Here is a 17,221-nt window from a genome sequence, read left to right on the forward strand (position 1 = left end):
AACTCATTGCGATAAAAAACCATGACCAATCTAGCTGCAAAACTTGCATTTCAAAACGACATTATCGCTCAAAGAAGGTTTTTAAAATGAGTCAATTAGGATGGGTCGATTTTTCATCGGATGAACGCAATAAAGTCAAGTTGGTCTTAGCCGCTTTGAATGAGCCTGGTACGCTGGATGAGTTGGGTATTGGGCAGATCCGTGATGCTTTTGCTAATCGTCTATTTCCAGGCCTTTCAACCATTCAAACACGGGCAAAATATTTTATTACTATTGCTCGATTACTGCGTGACATCCAAAACGGTAAAGCCAAGAAGCCCAGAAACCCGCACCTCTGGTTGGAGCAGCAGGAGCATTTGCTTGCCGAGGCCTTGGTCAGAATTCACGGTGGCGTAGAGAACGGGATTATTGGTGCCGAAAGTATTGCAAATGGAGGTGTTGGTCGGCGGCCATCGAGTATTTATTGGAATGGCTTAAAAACTTTTGGCATTGTTAAATCCACATTGTCATTGCATGAATTTTGCACTGCGTTGGCCAAAAACGAACATATGCCTTATATCGCAAACTCAGACCATCAAGAAGGCAAAGATGATGATGATGATGTTCATTTGACCAAGCGGTGGATAGAGTTGCCTGATCAGATTGATAACTGGCAGGCCGATGACAACTTAAAAATTTCGATGGCTATGAAGCTGTTTTTACAACGATCAAGGGCGTTTGTGATCATAGTTTTTCGGTAAAAGATATTCATGCTTTTAAGGCAATGGATACTGTTGGTACAGCATTACAAGAAATCAGCAAAGGGCACTATCGGGGCCAGTTGATGGAGTTTTATAAGGCGACGCCTTGGGCCCTTTCTTTTTTAAGCGGCTATCAATTTAAAAAACAATTAGATTATCACGGACAAGATCTAATTGTCAGAAAAGCGCTCAGAGGTTCTTCTGCTGCTTGGTTGTCTAGAAAAGCCATCTCGGACTACAGCCTTAAACTTAGCGATGCACCCCATGCCAAAATTAAAGCGCTCACAGAGCGTTTGTTTAATACAAAAAGTGAGCAATTGCTATGGGTGCCGCCATCGTTAACGCATTACTCATTGCAGGGTTGTTTTGAAGGCCAAGAACGGTTTAGTAAAACGCTACTGTTTTCATCTTGGGCTGTGGTACCTCGTGCGTTAAGTGGACTAATTTCATACGAGGCCGAGCGTCGACTTGCAATGCAAACTAGAAAGGCTAAGCGCGATTATTATCGGACTCACTCACCAAAAATTAAATTTGATCAGTCGGGAAGCTTATCCGGCTGGTCGTTAATTTATCCAGCTCAGACCTTAATTAAATTTGACCTCAACTATGTAGAAAAGTCTAAGCAACAATCGCTGCCAGCTATTTTAAAGACTCAAAGCCAGTACTTTACAGAACAATTAAAAATGCTGACTGTTTTTGCTGACGGTCGAAGTAGCGGAGATCGATGGTATGCCCTTGCTCCCATGTTACTTGATCGCGAAAATGGATTTGATGGCGTATTAAAAACATGGCTTGAGAAACTTCCAAATGAAGGTAGTGTCCATTCTGGCAGCGCCCAGGGCGTAGAAATAATCCGTTATTTAGATATGGGCCATGATTTAAAGTTAGGCCCTATGCCAGCAGATCTGCCTGAGTATCTTGCTTATTTATCAGTAGCAGGACCTGCAATTTGCATTGCACGTAGCTGGAAAAGGCTTTGGCCAGAAGCTGACGAACAAGATATTTTACAAGCATCTACCAAGGCCTCCGTATCGGCTATCTCGCTTTTTAATAAAGCAGAATCTGAAGCTATTCTTCATTCGCTTTATGGAAAAAGGAAATACTTTAGTGCTGTTGCCCACTACTGCGCGGAAGGTGATTTTCAGGCTGTAGTAGATGAGTACGGGCACATGCTCGCTGAACTTGAAATTGGTATAGCGACCAATAAGCTAGCCAGTGTGTTGGGATTTAGTACAACACAAATTAATTGCCAGTTTGAAGAAGATAAGTTGAAGGACGGTACTAAAACATCCGGCAATCAGAAACAAACAGCTAGACATAGCCTGCGCTGTCACTATGCCGTCCCCTTGGGTAATCAAGCTCTAACTAATGAGGATGGACTAAGTCGTATTAGCGATGTACGTGATGCCTTTAACTCACCTTTTAGGCCCTTCATGTTGAATTCCACCTCTATTGGCCAAGAAGGGCTGGATTTTCATTGGTATTGCAGGCAAATCGTGCACTGGAATTTACCCAGTAATCCGATTGACATCGAGCAACGCGAAGGGCGAGTGAATAGATACAAATCACTTGTCGTCCGTAATCGAATTGCTCAAGCGTATGGCCATCAAACTCTTACGGCATCTAGTGATCCTTGGAGTGAGCTATTTGAAACTGCAGATAATGAAACGAAGAGAGGGCGACAAAGTGACTTAGTTCCTTACTGGCACTACCCCGACGGTGACTCAACCATCGAGCGCTATGTACCTATGATGCCGATGAGTAAGGAGGTCGCTAAACTTGAAAATGCATTAAAAGTGCTCGTTCATTATCGGCTTGCTTTTGGCCAACCAAGGCAGGAAGAGTTGCTGAACAATGTGTTGCACCGTGAATTTAATGATGAGCAAATAAATTTAATAAAAGAAGCTTTGGTGATCAATTTGTCACCACTAATGCATCAAGTAAACGAGACAATTTCTTAGAGTATGTATGTCTGATAAAGCAAACGAGTTAACTTTTCAAAACGATATCATCACCCAGCTGATTGTGCACGGTTGGCCGCTCAGTCAAACCTATCACTACAATCACGAGTTGGCGGTCTACCCTGTGAATATGTTTGGTTTTGTGCGCGAGACGTAGGATGGCGAGTGGCAGAAGTTTTGCGCATTGAAAGTCAGGACATCCAGTGCGCCGAGATAAATCGGTAGAAGATTGGAGGTGACAGTCCTCTGCTTGGTAATGCCTAGCAGGCAGCTAAGATCCCGAGTCATGGGCTTTGCATCGTAAGTTGTCGAGTTAGCGTTGACAGGGGAGCCCATAGGCCGAGTATTGAGATCCGAAATCAAAACTTAAGAGTCCTGACCTTGTTGGGTGAAGGGGAGGGCAATATTAGCCAATCACACGACGGATTGTAGGGATACGGTTAGCGGCATAAACCATTAACGCACTAATGGCGAGTATAGGAAGGTATTTTTTAAGCATGGAATTCCCCTTGGGGCTGTATTGCCTCACGGCAAAAAAGATTGCGCTTATAGGTATATGGGGATTTGTTGCGGAGGGAAAGCGTACCCGTTAACGGGTACCGTTATCGGTTATGCAGGATTCAAAATGTTGCACGAAATTTTTTACAATTTCTATTGTGTTAATAACACCTTCACGAGTTGGAGTGGAGTTGTCACCCCGCGTGCTTACACCATTTCGATGCACTATGTCATGCCTTATCTTAAAAACTTTATCTAGTGCTTTAAAGTCATATTTAAACGGCTTACTAAAAATGTCACGGTATGTTTTTTGTATACTTTCTCTACTATGGAATGAAATATTAGCTATTGAAAATGTAACTAAATCTTTCACTGGATTTTCGTGACGCTCCATTTGTTTCAAAGTGAAGTGTTTTGGGTTATTTCTATCCGAATAAACAGTTATGATATTCGATAGATACTGCTTATTATTTGATATTAAAGCAATAAAACTACTGGCCAGAAAAGATTCTAGAAGAGTCACTATGTGTGCGTGGGTCATTTTAAATATCATTGGTTCAGTATGAGCCGATGTTTCTAATTTTAATATTTCTTGTATTTTTTCAATGTCCAACATGAAGTGAGAATATAATTCTGAAGTGTTTTGAGACTCATACCAACTTATTTCTTCAAAATGCTCCTGTTGATTATGCCACTCCTCCACAAATTCATACCATTCATCACTAGTTTCATCTATGTTAGCACTATCACATTGTTCATAAATCCATTCCCTCATTTTTTCCTCTTGAACATCCAAGTATAGTTCGCTCATTGATCCCATTTTATAGCTCCACTTATGAAAGTTGTAAAACTTTAGCAGAGTAAGGGTAAGAACGCCTATAAATTAAGTGCAAGTGATTTGGTTATATTGTGAGTAGCATTACTTTTCAAAACCATATTGGTATTCATATCAATCATCTCAAACCTTATGAGTTTTAGCCTGAATTATTGAGGGAAACCCACTGATTAGGCTAGCGTTTCGACTTGTTCAATTTTACGTTTGGTCAGATTTCCACGCCTGACTTCATTAGTTGCCATGTTGCGCTCGACAAAATCTAGCGGCAATAAACTCGTCAAAATCCTGTGGTCAATGTCTAATTCCCTTGCCATCATCTTGCGGTCAGCATCCCTTGCCATGCGACCAACTCTAATCAATGTAGCGTTACCTATGTCGGTTTTATCAGATTCGGCGGGGCGCTGGGTTAGTGGAAAAATGGCACCAAGCCTCTGGCGCGGCCGCGGCGTATCAACGGCCCCCAGTTTGGTGGGGCTTTGCTTGGGCTCGCTACGTCTGCGGTTTCTTCCGCCACTACGGCGGCATTTGTCCATGCAAAGGCGCATTTAGCCCAAAACTCAAACATTTCTTTACCAGCTGACACTAAGCGCAGCTTTAAAAACCAAAGGGACGAGCAGGAAAAACAGCTCTACAGCGCCCTATTTGAAGCGGTGTGGTTGACGTTAAGTCAATTCGGCATGAGCCGCAAACACTTACAATGCCAATGGTGTGGTGTCAAATCAGACTATTTATTTCCTGTAAAAGCAGTATCAACCGTATTTAAAGCAAATATGTTGGCGGTACTGCGTCACCGTGAACTGACTATCCCTAGTGGATATCCTGATGAAAAAGGCCTGGTGTGTCTACAGCAAACCCTGTTTGTACTAGGCCGAAACCGTAGTTGAATACCTCGGCACTTTGGTTTTTTAGCCAACAGTTGTCGGAGTAAAAAGTTAATTCAAATCCGTGAGCAGTTGACCACACAAGCAGCAAAATAAACAACATTGGCAGAGTCATTCACGGGCGGTTAGTGTTCATGGGATTAGTGCCATTACTGAAGACATTAGCACGTGAAGGGCAGTTGAGATTATCGGGTTAAGCAGAGGGCAGCCATACTTGTACTGTTGGAAACCTATAAAAGTGTTAAATGCCGATGCATTAAGGAATGCACTAGAGCGTATGGATGGTCATTTTATTCAAGGTGTCGGTGATGGTGTTGTTGAAGCTGAAATTAAGCCCGATGAAGAAGCGCTGCAACAAGCAAAGCAATTTCTACAACATGCTGACTCAGCAATCAATTCACATATTCAGCGGGTTGCTAATTTAATTGATGGCTATCAATCTCCCTATGGTGTTGAGTTACTGTCAACTGTGCATTGGGTTATTAAAAATGAAGGTGCGCAAACACCAGAGCAAGCATTCTATTTGATCCAGCAGTGGAATGAGCGTAAAAAACAATTGATGACACAGCAACATGTAAATGCCGCTTGGGTTCAATTAGCACAACAAAATTGGATTTAATTGATAACGCCTAGTCGTATTTAATAGCGAATAATTCTCGGTTAGTAACTAACGTAACCACGTCGCTATGTGAATACTTGGCTAGCAGTAGCGGCAATAATCAAAAGCATGAGCGTAGCGCACGATATCAACTGGCTTGTTTATTTTTTAATGCAATACATGGCCGTTTGGAAGATGACAGGCATCAATAGGCGCAAGCAAAGATGTGGTGGTAAGGTGCCGTAATCTAGATGTTCTTTAATAAGACTCTCAAACTCTATTTAACATAATATACATTGTGCGCATATATATGCGTACATTAGACGTTATGTTCAATACTAAGTCTTTGTAGGCATTGATTGCTCATTAACAGCCTAATGTAGCTTTATGTGCTTTTTATCATCGTGCTGAGATTGCATGCTTTAACTATTTACGGCTTGTGCCTGCCAATTATTTAATCTCAGCAAGATGATTTAACGGTTTATTGAATGCGCTTTGATGTCGTTCAGTTTGTGTGGTGTGTAAATACTGTGATGTTGTGTCGATGCTCTCATGACCGGCATCGGCCTGGACATGTGACAATGGTCGACGATTGATATTGATGTCATGCGTGATCCCAGTGTGGCGAATATTATGCGCACTGAGTTTTCGCATAAGTTGGCTGTCGTGTTCAAAACCATCTTTAGCTGCATTGTCTGCAGCTAAGTTAATCAGTTTGTCTATTTCGTCACGTATGTGTCGAATACCAAGATTGGCATTGATGACTCCAGATTCACGTCCATGGGCTGCTGCTTTGTGACGGACAAATATAGGATGTTGATCGTTGATGTTGGGTAAATCACTGAGACGCAGATAACGTCGATAATCAACTAGTCCAGCCAGCAATGCTTTTGATATGGCAATATTACGTGCTTTGCCGCTTTTAGAAAATGGCACGTGAAAATACCAGACACCAGAATGTGGATCTTGTCTAAACTGGCTCATGATGGGCGCGTAACCTGCACGTGCACTGATCTCGGAGATTCGTAAGTAACAGCTATATAATAGTGTAATGAGGAATAAACTGCGTTGATGCTGCTCTGGTTGAGTGTCTGCAAGCTGGCTTACGGTGCTTATAACATAAGACCATTGTAACTCTGTAAAGGCATGATGGTTGTTGTCTTCGTCGATGGTAAATTTACGTTTAATAGCAAAACGACTGTGTTTTAACCATAACTGAGCCGGGTTACGCTCGGTATATTCTTCACTAATTAGGTAGCCATAAAATGATGATAATATTGCTATTTTAGTCTTCAGCGCATTATCACTCAGTTGATATGGTAGGCATTTCCCCAGGTGCTTTTTACCAATAAATGGCCGCCATTGTGGGTTTGGTGAACGCTCCCCAGTGGCTTTATTGAGTTTGAATTGCGCTACATTGAAATAGCCTATTAGTGTTTGTGGCGGCGATTGGCAGTAATCAATGTATTTGGCGATGTCTTTACGCGTTACCGCAATTGGCGATAATGCGACTACGTCAAAACACCAATGCAGAAATGTGGTTAACTCACTGCGGTAGGCTTTATAGTTGTTTTCTGACTGCTTTTGCTCAAATAACCAATCGGCACAGTGCTCTATAATGAGTCCTGCATCGGCAACTTTATCTATTGAAATTCGGGTAATGTACTGATTAACGGACGCATTACCTTGTAATACATACTCTGCAGCATCAAATAGTGGTAATACTGGTGGCAGTTCATCAGTGATATTTTTGGTCATATGATTAAATATAGGTTATTGATTGTATTACCTTATTATACTATTTTTTGCCTGATGCCGATAATGTTATTTATCGGCATCAATCGTACTGATTCTTAACGATGAGTTTTGGATATGTTGATACTGCAATATCTTTGTCTGTTATCAATTGTTGCATGCAAAGCTCTACTGCAGTTGATGGCATACATGCTTGCTGACACTGCTTATTGTGACATGTCGACCTTTTTTGGCAGCTCCATAAACACAATTGCCAAACGGTTTGCTTGCTTGCCCTGTCTATGCATTGTAAGTCTGCAGCACATAAATGACCTGCTTTAATTAATTGGGCCACTTTATCTGCATCGATAGACACATTTATTCTGTTCATGTGTGCTCCTTATTTCACGCTACTCTTTTTCATAACGTTATTGCTCTATTCCCTACTCACCCTGGAAAGATGAATGCTGTAGCTTAATAATACATTAATGAGAATAGTTATCAATTGCATTATGACTGTTCTAACCACTTCTGTGCTGTTGATCATATATAAGCGCATATAAAGGCTCACTTGAAATGTTTAATCGACAAGTGCTGATAACCGTTAATGCAATATGATGCCAGTACTAGACATAAGATTCGATGTGAAATGAGAAATGAACTGTAAGAGTGAAGTTTTTGACGGGATGAAACTGAAACTAACCATAATGACAATAAAATAGGCCTATTGAAGACCTTTGCTATAGTGAAATGAAATGCCTATAGCGATTAAATTACCTCTGCCCTAGCCCACAAAGGTATAGTCATCTGCATATATAAGTTAGCGATAACGTTAGTTGTTATCGTTATCGGCTAAGAAGTCGTACATTAATGTCCGTGGCTGTTGTTGGTAATCAAATGAAACAAATACTCGCCATACCATATAATCACTGCTGCATGAGCCAAAAATCAATGGTCCTTGATAGACATTATCTTTTATTTCGGACAATGAAACTGGGATAATACCCATGAACATGTCGCGCCCTTCAATTCTAATTGAAATGTTAGTGATCGCTTGATTGCTGCTAAGCGTAACTATTAATGGTTTTTCGCTGGGGGTATTGACGGGATTAATCAATAAACCGACTTGCAAGTCGGCTACCTTTTTGTAACATTCTCCAACAGAAAACTGACATAACGTTTTATCGATGGCTAAATTAGCGTGTTCTTGTGTTTGTGGGTTGTCACAGGCCACTAAAAACATTAACAAAAAATTTAAAATGATAATTCGGACAAGTTTATGCACAATTATTAACCTTTATGGTTGAGTGAGTAACATTATCTTTCACAGATTGATCTAGATCAACTTTGATACCTTTTGCTAAGTATCTTTTTTGACTTAGCTCAAGTATCATTACACCGCCTCATGCTAGAGAGAATTAACATGAGGTAACACCTTGACAAATGGCATTAAAAACAGCATTAATTAGTTTGTTTTATGACCACTTGTTAATCTAACTGGTAAAGCTCGCTTTACTAAATATTAAAAGTATAAGTAATAAGCCGTGGAAGCATTATGATGAACCATTCCCAGTCTACAGGCGCTGATTACAACTACACTATTGTCCGCCAATTCGCACTAACCACAGTTTTGTGGGGAATCGTTGGTATGTCAGTGGGTGTATTGATTGCGGCTCAGTTAATCTGGCCACAACTGAACTTCGACACTCCTTGGTTAACGTATAGTCGTTTACGACCATTACACACCAATGCGGTGATATTCGCGTTCGGAACATCAGCTCTTTTCGCTACATCCTACTATGTTGTGCAACGCACTTGTCAAATCCGTCTCTTTGCGCCCAAATTGGCCGCATTTACGTTCTGGGGTTGGCAAGCCGTTATTATTGCAGCTGCTATCACTTTACCAATGGGATTTACCCAAGGCAAAGAATATGCAGAATTAGAATGGCCTATCGATATCGCGATTGCGATTATTTGGGTTAGCTATGCAATTGTATTCTTTGGCACAATCGCTAAACGAACGACGTCCCACATTTATGTGGCAAACTGGTTCTTTGGTGCCTTTATCATTACTGTTGCAGTACTTCACATTGTTAACTCAATGGCAGTACCAGTAAGCTTGTTTAAGTCTTACTCTCTGTACTCCGGTGCAGTCGATGCGATGGTTCAGTGGTGGTACGGTCATAATGCGGTAGGCTTCTTACTTACTGCTGGTTTCTTGGGGATGATGTATTACTTCGTGCCTAAGCAAGCTGGTCGTCCAGTGTATTCATACCGTTTATCAATTGTCCATTTTTGGGCGTTGATTGCGTTATACATTTGGGCCGGTCCTCACCACTTACATTACACTGCCCTTCCTGACTGGACTCAGTCATTAGGCATGGTAATGTCATTAATTCTATTCGCACCTTCTTGGGGCGGTATGATTAACGGTATTATGACCTTGTCTGGTGCGTGGCATAAGCTTCGTACAGACCCTGTATTACGTTTCTTAGTTGTTTCATTGTCTTTCTACGGTATGTCTACCTTCGAAGGCCCAATGATGGCAATCAAAACAGTTAATGCTTTATCTCATTATACTGACTGGACTATTGGTCACGTTCACTCTGGCGCGCTAGGCTGGGTTGCAATGGTGTCTATTGGTTCTTTATATCACTTGATTCCAGTGCTATTTGGTCATGGTCGTATGTACAGCATGAAGCTGGTTAATGTCCATTTCTGGTTAGCGACTATCGGTACTGTTTTATATATCGTGAGTATGTGGATTTCTGGTGTTATGCAAGGTCTTATGTGGCGTGCGGTTAACTCTGATGGAACACTAACGTATAGTTTCGTTGAGAGTTTAGAAGCCTCGTACCCATTCTACTTTGTACGCTTTATTGGTGGTTGTTTCTTCTTAACCGGTATGTTTATTATGGCCTATAACGTTATCAAAACCGTTAAAGCGTCTAAAGATTCATTACCTGCTATTGCAGAAGCTTAAGGAGCAGATTCGATGAAATTTAATCATGAATTAATTGAAAAGAATGTCGGCCTGCTTGCTATCTTCACTGTTATCGCCATTAGTTTTGGTGGTTTGGTGCAGATTACTCCACTGATATTTCAGAAGGACACTACCGAAGCTGTTGAAGGTCTTATTCCTTATACTGCTTTACAGATTGAAGGTCGTGACATTTATGTTCGTGAAGGTTGTTACAACTGTCACAGCCAAATGATCCGTCCTTTACGTGCTGAAACAGAACGTTATGGTCATTATTCTGTTGCTGGCGAGTCTGTTTGGGACCACCCTTTCCAATGGGGTTCTAAGCGTACTGGTCCTGATTTAGCCCGTGTTGGTGGACGTTACAGTGATAAGTGGCACGAAGTGCATTTAATTAATCCTCGTGACGTTGTACCACAGTCAAACATGCCTGGTTTCCCTTGGTTAGCTGAAAATAAGCTAGACGGCGAACTCACTGGTGACAAGATGACTATTCTGCGTAACCTGCATAAAGGCGGTTACAAAGGTAATGATCTTTACACTGATGAAGAAGTTGCTGGCGCTAAAAAAGCGGTTGAAGGCAAGACAGAAATGCAGGCGCTGATCGCTTATTTGCAATCTTTGGGTCACGCACTCAAATAGGAGGCAATAATGGATTATGGTACTTTTCAAGGTATTTTAACCATAGTTGTTATGGTGACCTTTGTAGGCATTTTCTTTTGGGCATACAGTAAGCATAGCAAGTCAAAATTTGACGAAGCGGCTAACTTGGTGTTTACAGAAGATGAACTTGCAAAAATGTCAAAAGACTCGGGAGATCAGAAGTAATGATTATGAGTAACTTCTGGAGCATTTGGATTTCTGTACTGACGATTGTGGTCATTGCTGGTTGTTTTATCCTTCTAAAACTGGTTAATAATAATTACACCGGTGTTGAAGAAGGTAAATCAATGGGCCACAGTTTTGATGGTATTGAAGAACTGAACAACCCACTACCAAAGTGGTGGGCGTACATGTTCTATTTAACCATCGTATTCGGTGTGATCTATTTAGCTCTATATCCAGGCCTAGGTAACTACAAAGGTCTGTTTGGTTGGACAAGTTCGAACCAAAGTATTGGTACTGAAAAAGGCATTAAAGCTGACTCAGCTGCAGCGCTTGAAGCAGCAAAAGCTGAAAACCGTTTATCTCAATATGACCGCGAAGTGGCCCATGCTGACGAAAAATACGGTCCAATTTTTGCGGCATATTTAGCGACACCGTTAGAAGAGCTAGTAAAAGACCCTGAAGCATTAAAAGTGGGCGGTCGTTTGTTTTTACAAAACTGTTCACAATGTCATGGTTCTGATGCTCGTGGCTCTAAGGGCTTCCCTAACCTTACCGACAGTGATTGGTTATATGGCGGCGAACTAGCCACTATTAAAACCACTATCATGAACGGTCGCAACGGCATGATGCCGCCAAAAGGTGGTTTACCTATCGAAGACAGCGAGATTAAAGGTCTTGCTGAATACGTAGTTAAACTTTCTGGTGGTGAACATGACGAAGCGTTAGCCGCTCAAGGTCAAGGTTCATTTATGAAAGGTTGTTTTGCGTGTCATGGTATGGATGCAAAAGGCAACAAATTCATGGGTTCGCCTAACCTAACTGATAACGTATGGTTGTATGGCGGTAGCCGTGGTGTGATTGCAGAATCTATCACTAATGGCCGCGCAGGCGTCATGCCAGCATGGAAAGACATTCTTGGTGAAGAGAAAGTCCATGTCGTAGCTGCTTATGTTTATAGCTTATCAAACAAATAGTTACATATGAGTAACAACAAGGCCTCGAGATTATCGAGGCCTTTTTTTTAAGTGATTATTAAGCCATTACGGGGTAAAATAGCCCCCGAATTATTAACACCATTTTAGGACGTATTATGTTGGATCAACTCCCTTGGTATAAGCAGTTTTGGCCTTGGTTTTTAATCATCTTGCCAATGTGTGCCGTTATTGCCAGTTTAACCACACTAAAAATTGCTCTAGATAATTCTGATTCATTAGTTGCCGAAGATTATTATAAGCAAGGCAAAGCGATTAACATGGATTTGCGCAAAATTAAGTATGCTCAGCAGATTGGAATGAAATTTTTAGTGACTGTCGATGATCAAGAGTTAACTATCACTCAACACGGTGGCCCTGAATATCGCGCTGCGCTGAATGTACGTTTTTATCATCCGACTATTGAAGCTAAAGATTTCAGCCTCAATGCAACGGCCGATGCTAATTATGTTTATCACATCCCATTAGATGCTGCGATTACCGGCCCTTGGGAAGTGCGCATAGAAGGATTTGATGCTAAGTGGCGTATACAACAACGTATTGATATTAAAGATGACGTTGAATATTGGCTAAATTAATAGTAAATCGATTAAGTCTTTGAATGATGACATATTTAATTAAGCTGGTATAAATAGATGACATCTTGCTTTCATTGCAATGAGCCGGTGCTAACGGGTGAACAGTTTACAACCGTGATTAATGGGCAACCACAACCTATGTGCTGCCCAGGTTGCCAAGCGGTTTCGCAAGCGATTATGGATGCTGGCTTAAGCAGCTATTATCAATTTCGTAGTGAGCCGGGCAATCGTCAAACTGCTTTGATACCTGAGCAATTGTCGCAATACAGTGCTTATGATCTACCTGAAGTACAGCAAGACTTTGTACATAAACAAGGGGCTATTGATTCGACCTCTTTGTCTATCGACGGCATTACCTGCGCCGCTTGTGCATGGTTAATTGAGCATAAACTAAAACCCATTGCTGGTGTCACCAATGTATTGGTTAACTCAACTACACAACGCGCATTGGTAAGTTGGGATAGTCAAATTATTCAGCTCAGTGAAATTTTGCAGATTATCAGTAAAATTGGCTATCAAGCAGCACCTTATCAAGTTGATGAACAAGAAAAACAATCAAAAGCAGACAGTCGTAAATTTTTACTTCGTTTAGGACTTGCAGGCTTTGCCACCATGCAGGTGATGATGTTTGCCCTCGCCTTATATACTGGATACTTTACCGACCTAGATGTCGAGTTTCGCGATTATTTCCGCTGGGTGAGTTTAATTTTTGCAGCTCCAGTGGTGTTGTATTCTGCTCAACCCTTTTATTTCAGTGCGCTTCGTAGTTTATTAAGTGGCAAGCTTAATATGGATGTCTCTGTCTCCATCGCTATTTTAGGTGCTTATATCGCCAGTTGTGTCGCGACGATTCAAGCCAATGGCGAAGTGTATTTTGAATCTGTTTCCATGTTTACCTTCTTCTTATTACTTGGTCGCTATTTTGAGCAAACAGCCAGACAAAAAGCCTCTGTTAGTTCGAGTAATTTACATAAACTGGTTCCTTTAACCGCACATTTATACAGTGACGGCGAGATTACTGAGATTGCTGCTAAACAACTCGTCATTGGCGATATTATTTTGGTCAAACCAGGTGAAGTCATTGCAGCAGATGCTGAGGTGGTTAATGGCTTATCAAGTGTCAATGAAGCCATGCTAACCGGCGAACAAATGCCAATAGGTAAACAGATTAATGATACCGTTTATGCTGGAACCATTAATGTCGAACAACCTCTGCAAGTTAAAGTCACTGCGTTAGGCCAAGATCAACTCGTGGCTGAAATTATTCGCTTACAAGAACTTGCATCAAACAACAAACCGGCTATTGCTTTGGTGGCTGACCGTTTAGCACGTTATTTTTCCGCAACCATATTATCGATTGCAGCGCTAACCTATATTGTTTGGTTGTTTATTTCTCCCGATGATGCTTTTTGGATTACCTTGTCGGTATTAGTTGCCACTTGTCCATGTGCCCTCGCCCTTGCTACGCCGACAGCTGTGACATGTGCAACGGCAATTTTTACCAAGTTAGGCGTTATTCCGCGCAAAGCCGGCATTTTTGAGAAACTGACTAAAATTGATCATGTGGTGTTTGATAAAACAGGAACCTTAACCTGCGGTCAATTATCGATTGGTGAAGTGCAAACCTTTGGCGAATACTCATCAGAGCAAGTGTTATCGTTGGCCGCAGCAATTGAGCAAGGCTCTTTACATCCCATCGCACTAGCATTTAAACCTTTTTATGATAATAAACACCTTGTCGAAAATGTTGATCATCATATAGGTTTAGGTATTCGCGCGAGTATCGGTCAACGGCAAGTTTGTATTGGTACGGCTCAATTTGTTACCCCAGACGCAAATGTAGCGGCTTCACAGGCAATTGAAACCCAGTGGATATATCTGTCTGTCGATAACAAATTAATCGCTAAAATTGAAATGCTTGATGAGTTAAGAGTCGACAGTTTAGCCACCGTGAATGCGTTAAAGGCGGCCAATATAAAACTCAGTATTGCCAGTGGTGATAATTCGGGACATGTTGAGTTTTTGGCAAGTAAACTCGGTATTTCAGATGTACATTCAGGTTTATCGCCGCAAGATAAGTTAGCGTTAGTGAATCAATTACAACAACAAGCCAATGTGGCTATGTTTGGAGATGGCATTAATGATGCGCCAGTACTTGCCGGAGCAAACTTGTCTGTTGCTATGGGAAGCGGCAGTGCTATTGCCAAAAATAGTGCTGACCTAATATTACTAGGCGATCACTTGTCACGTTTTAATGATGCTATTGATGTCGCTAAGCAAACACAGCGCATTATTCATCAAAATTTGTTATGGGCTTTTGCTTATAATATGGTTATTTTGCCATTAGCAGTTACCGGACATGTAGCCCCGTATATTGCCGCGATTGGCATGTCGGTTAGTTCACTGATTGTGGTGAGCAATAGTTTACGCCTTCTTAGGATAAAATTATGAGTATCATTTACGTATTAATACCTATTGCGATGTTGTTTGTATTGATAGCAGTCTCTATTTTCTTTTGGGCAGTAAAGTCTGAGCAATTTGATGATTTAGATAGACAAAGCGTGTCTATTTTATTCGATGAAGACGAAAACAGCATGAACAAAAACAGCAGTGCTAATGCCGACTCTTCCAACGACAGCTCTGCAACTAATGATTTTCCAACTAACAGCTCTCCAATTAACCGTTCTGCTACTACCGATGTTGCCCAACAAAATACAGTTGGTTCTGCTGCTTCATCTACTACTCACACTAAACCAGAGTAAACCCAGTGATTGAATATAATGTTGGTGGTGCATTTATTGTTGGTTTAATGGGCGCTGCACATTGTTTTGGCATGTGTGGCGGATTAATTGGGGCTTTTTCGGCAAACATACCCACCAATGGACAGACACGTTTAGGCACGCAACTGACATTTCTGTGTGGCTACAATTTTGGACGTATCTTTAGTTACACGGTGGCTGGGGCCATTGTCGGTGGTAGTGTCTCCGCTCTTGGTCATTTATTTGATGTTGATGGTTATTTAATTTTTCTTCGCATTTTTGCGGGCACCATGATGATTCTTACCGGCCTTTATATTGCTCAGATATGGTTTGGAATCGTTCATATTGAAAAAGTTGGCAAAGTGTTGTGGCGATACTTACAACCTTTAACGCGTAAATTTATCCCCATTACTCATCCATTCCAAGCCGTTATGGCGGGTATGGTATGGGGCTGGCTCCCCTGCGGCCTGGTGTACAGTACATTAACTTGGTCTGTTGCATCTGGTAGTGCATTACAAGGTGGCTTGATTATGTTCGCTTTTGGTTTAGGAACTTTACCCGCTTTATTTGCGGCGGGATTAGCAGCTAAAACCTTGGCCCAATGGGTACAAAAACGAGCAGTGAGATTATTCAGTGGCGGACTTTTGGTGTTGTTTGGATTGCAAACGCTTTACATTGCTTTGAATCAACTCACCTAGTCAATTACTTTTAAATATGCCTATATTAATTTTAAGCTAGAGCAGATTTAAAACTACCTTACACAGGTTTTTATTAATGAATTTTATCATTAAAATCAATGCTTATGAGTTAAGCCGTTAAGTATGTAGAATGTTTTTTAGATAGGTATTAGTTATAAGCAATTATATCTGCAATGCGTCGAAGCGAAGCGAGTTACAATTGCGCTTTAAAATGTCATTATTACAGTGTCTGTTCTCTTTATTTAGTAGGTAAGACTCTGGTGTCGAAGAGTACCTTATTAAGGCAAAATGGTATAACATGATAACGTCTTCATAAATTGAGAATGGGTATGTCTTCAGATTTGATTAAACCTCGTCGTCCATCAACTAGCGGTTGCGCCATTCATTGTCACGACTGCAGTATGGAAGCCCTGTGTATCCCTTTCACGTTAAACAATGATGAGCTTGATAAACTCGACAGCATTATTGAACGTAAAAAACCCATTCAAAAAGGTGACCTTATCTTTAAGTCTGGTGACGTGCTTAAGTCCCTCTATGCAATTCGCTCCGGTACAATCAAAAGCTATACCATCACTGAGCAAGGTGATGAGCAAATTACTGGATTCCATTTGGCCGGTGACGTCATTGGTTTTGATGGTATTCATGCACAACGCCATCAAAGCTTTGCCCAAGCGCTAGAAACCTCAATGGTCTGTGAAATCCCCTATGACACATTAGATGATTTATCTGGATCGATGCCTAAGCTGCGCCAGCAAATTATGCGTTTAATGAGTAATGAAATTATGAGTGATCAAGAGATGATCCTCCTGCTTTCAAAGAAAAATGCCGAAGAACGTTTAGCTGCATTTATCAATAACCTGGCTAATCGCTTTGGTAATAGAGGTTTCTCGCCTCATGAATTCCGTCTGACAATGACTCGTGGTGATATCGGCAACTATTTAGGCCTAACAGTTGAGACTATTAGCCGCTTATTAGGGCGGTTTCAAAAATCAGGTTTAATTGAGGTCAAAGGTAAGTATATTTCTATTATCGATCACTCGGCATTAAGTACCCTTGCAGGAAATGCTCGCATCGCCACTTAAATTTGATATATATGATCTATCTCAAAGTTTATTTATTAGCAAACGGTAATACTATCA

17 protein-coding genes and 2 pseudogenes are annotated in these 17,221 nt (G+C 41.2%); 14 read left to right on the top strand and 5 right to left on the bottom strand.

The window, feature by feature from the left end; genetic code table 11:
• The first annotated feature begins 86 nt into the window (after positions 1 to 86).
• The 3 genes from EGC86_RS10100 to EGC86_RS20870 are packed head-to-tail and all read left to right on the top strand — an operon-like array spanning position 87 to position 2,858.
• Positions 87 to 740 carry a DUF6361 family protein gene (locus EGC86_RS10100; RefSeq protein ID WP_123777449.1) on the top strand — a complete coding sequence of 218 codons (654 nt, stop codon included), beginning with the start codon at positions 87 to 89 and terminating at the stop codon, positions 738 to 740.
• A gap of 23 nt (positions 741 to 763) precedes the next feature.
• The gene (locus tag EGC86_RS10105; RefSeq protein WP_123777450.1) at positions 764 to 2,701 is read left to right on the top strand and encodes a helicase C-terminal domain-containing protein; all 1,938 of its coding nucleotides are present in this window, start codon (positions 764 to 766) and stop codon (positions 2,699 to 2,701) included.
• Between the two features lie 7 nt (positions 2,702 to 2,708).
• Positions 2,709 to 2,858, top strand: a complete 150-nt coding sequence (locus EGC86_RS20870) for a hypothetical protein (RefSeq protein WP_160327542.1) — start codon at positions 2,709 to 2,711, stop codon at positions 2,856 to 2,858.
• A 432-nt stretch (positions 2,859 to 3,290) separates the two neighbouring features.
• On the opposite strand, the gene EGC86_RS10110 is transcribed toward EGC86_RS20870, so the two are convergent.
• Complete coding sequence (locus EGC86_RS10110; RefSeq protein WP_059743494.1) at positions 3,291 to 4,019, bottom strand: HEPN domain-containing protein; 729 nt, start codon at positions 4,017 to 4,019, stop codon at positions 3,291 to 3,293.
• Positions 4,020 to 4,204: 185 nt separating this feature from the next.
• On the bottom strand, positions 4,205 to 4,393 hold the full coding sequence (locus EGC86_RS20875) for a hypothetical protein (protein WP_165872400.1): 189 nt from the start codon (positions 4,391 to 4,393) through the stop codon (positions 4,205 to 4,207).
• 261 nt (positions 4,394 to 4,654) lie between these two features.
• Here EGC86_RS20875 and EGC86_RS21215 point away from each other — a divergent pair.
• A pseudogene (locus tag EGC86_RS21215) lies at positions 4,655 to 5,112 on the top strand (IS91 family transposase); the annotation flags it as partial.
• 41 nt (positions 5,113 to 5,153) lie between these two features.
• On the top strand, positions 5,154 to 5,534 hold the full coding sequence (locus tag EGC86_RS10120; RefSeq protein ID WP_123777451.1) for a hypothetical protein: 381 nt from the start codon (positions 5,154 to 5,156) through the stop codon (positions 5,532 to 5,534).
• Positions 5,535 to 5,963: 429 nt separating this feature from the next.
• Here the strand turns inward: EGC86_RS10120 and EGC86_RS10125 are convergent, their stop codons facing one another.
• The 3 genes from EGC86_RS10125 to EGC86_RS10135 form a co-directional block, all read right to left on the bottom strand.
• Entirely contained in the window at positions 5,964 to 7,271 is a 1,308-nt protein-coding gene (locus EGC86_RS10125; protein WP_123777452.1) for a tyrosine-type recombinase/integrase, read from the bottom strand.
• Positions 7,272 to 7,350: 79 nt separating this feature from the next.
• Positions 7,351 to 7,638 carry a hypothetical protein gene (locus tag EGC86_RS10130; protein WP_123777453.1) on the bottom strand — a complete coding sequence of 96 codons (288 nt, stop codon included), beginning with the start codon at positions 7,636 to 7,638 and terminating at the stop codon, positions 7,351 to 7,353.
• Between the two features lie 441 nt (positions 7,639 to 8,079).
• Positions 8,080 to 8,532 (bottom strand): hypothetical protein, encoded by a 453-nt coding sequence (locus tag EGC86_RS10135; protein WP_123777454.1) that lies wholly within the window; start codon positions 8,530 to 8,532, stop codon positions 8,080 to 8,082.
• A 270-nt stretch (positions 8,533 to 8,802) separates the two neighbouring features.
• On the opposite strand from EGC86_RS10135, the gene ccoN reads away from it, so the two are divergent.
• The 9 genes and pseudogenes from ccoN (at position 8,803) to etrA (ending at position 17,164) form a co-directional block, all read left to right on the top strand.
• Positions 8,803 to 10,230 carry a cytochrome-c oxidase, cbb3-type subunit I gene (ccoN, locus tag EGC86_RS10140; RefSeq protein ID WP_059743407.1) on the top strand — a complete coding sequence of 476 codons (1,428 nt, stop codon included), beginning with the start codon at positions 8,803 to 8,805 and terminating at the stop codon, positions 10,228 to 10,230.
• Between the two features lie 12 nt (positions 10,231 to 10,242).
• A complete protein-coding gene (gene ccoO / locus EGC86_RS10145) occupies positions 10,243 to 10,869 on the top strand; it encodes a cytochrome-c oxidase, cbb3-type subunit II (protein ID WP_011637472.1) in 627 nt (208 codons plus the stop codon).
• A 9-nt stretch (positions 10,870 to 10,878) separates the two neighbouring features.
• The gene (locus tag EGC86_RS10150; RefSeq protein ID WP_011637473.1) at positions 10,879 to 11,055 is read left to right on the top strand and encodes a cbb3-type cytochrome oxidase subunit 3; all 177 of its coding nucleotides are present in this window, start codon (positions 10,879 to 10,881) and stop codon (positions 11,053 to 11,055) included.
• A gap of 5 nt (positions 11,056 to 11,060) precedes the next feature.
• The gene (ccoP, locus tag EGC86_RS10155) at positions 11,061 to 12,029 is read left to right on the top strand and encodes a cytochrome-c oxidase, cbb3-type subunit III (RefSeq protein WP_123777919.1); all 969 of its coding nucleotides are present in this window, start codon (positions 11,061 to 11,063) and stop codon (positions 12,027 to 12,029) included.
• Between the two features lie 116 nt (positions 12,030 to 12,145).
• Positions 12,146 to 12,625, top strand: coding sequence for a FixH family protein (locus EGC86_RS10160; protein WP_123777455.1), 480 nt, complete (start codon positions 12,146 to 12,148; stop codon positions 12,623 to 12,625).
• A gap of 57 nt (positions 12,626 to 12,682) precedes the next feature.
• Complete coding sequence (locus tag EGC86_RS10165) at positions 12,683 to 15,076, top strand: heavy metal translocating P-type ATPase (RefSeq protein WP_123777456.1); 2,394 nt, start codon at positions 12,683 to 12,685, stop codon at positions 15,074 to 15,076.
• Positions 15,073 to 15,237: pseudogene (ccoS, locus tag EGC86_RS10170) on the top strand (cbb3-type cytochrome oxidase assembly protein CcoS); the annotation flags it as partial. The gene EGC86_RS10165 and the pseudogene ccoS, both read left to right, overlap by 4 nt.
• Positions 15,238 to 15,392: 155 nt before the next feature.
• Positions 15,393 to 16,082 (top strand): sulfite exporter TauE/SafE family protein, encoded by a 690-nt coding sequence (locus tag EGC86_RS10175; protein ID WP_123777457.1) that lies wholly within the window; start codon positions 15,393 to 15,395, stop codon positions 16,080 to 16,082.
• 329 nt (positions 16,083 to 16,411) lie between these two features.
• Positions 16,412 to 17,164, top strand: coding sequence for an electron transport transcriptional regulator EtrA (gene etrA, locus EGC86_RS10180; protein WP_041412942.1), 753 nt, complete (start codon positions 16,412 to 16,414; stop codon positions 17,162 to 17,164).
• The last annotated feature ends 57 nt before the right edge of the window (positions 17,165 to 17,221 follow it).

This window comes from Shewanella frigidimarina, assembly GCF_003797125.1.
Lineage (GTDB): Bacteria > Pseudomonadota > Gammaproteobacteria > Enterobacterales > Shewanellaceae > Shewanella > Shewanella frigidimarina.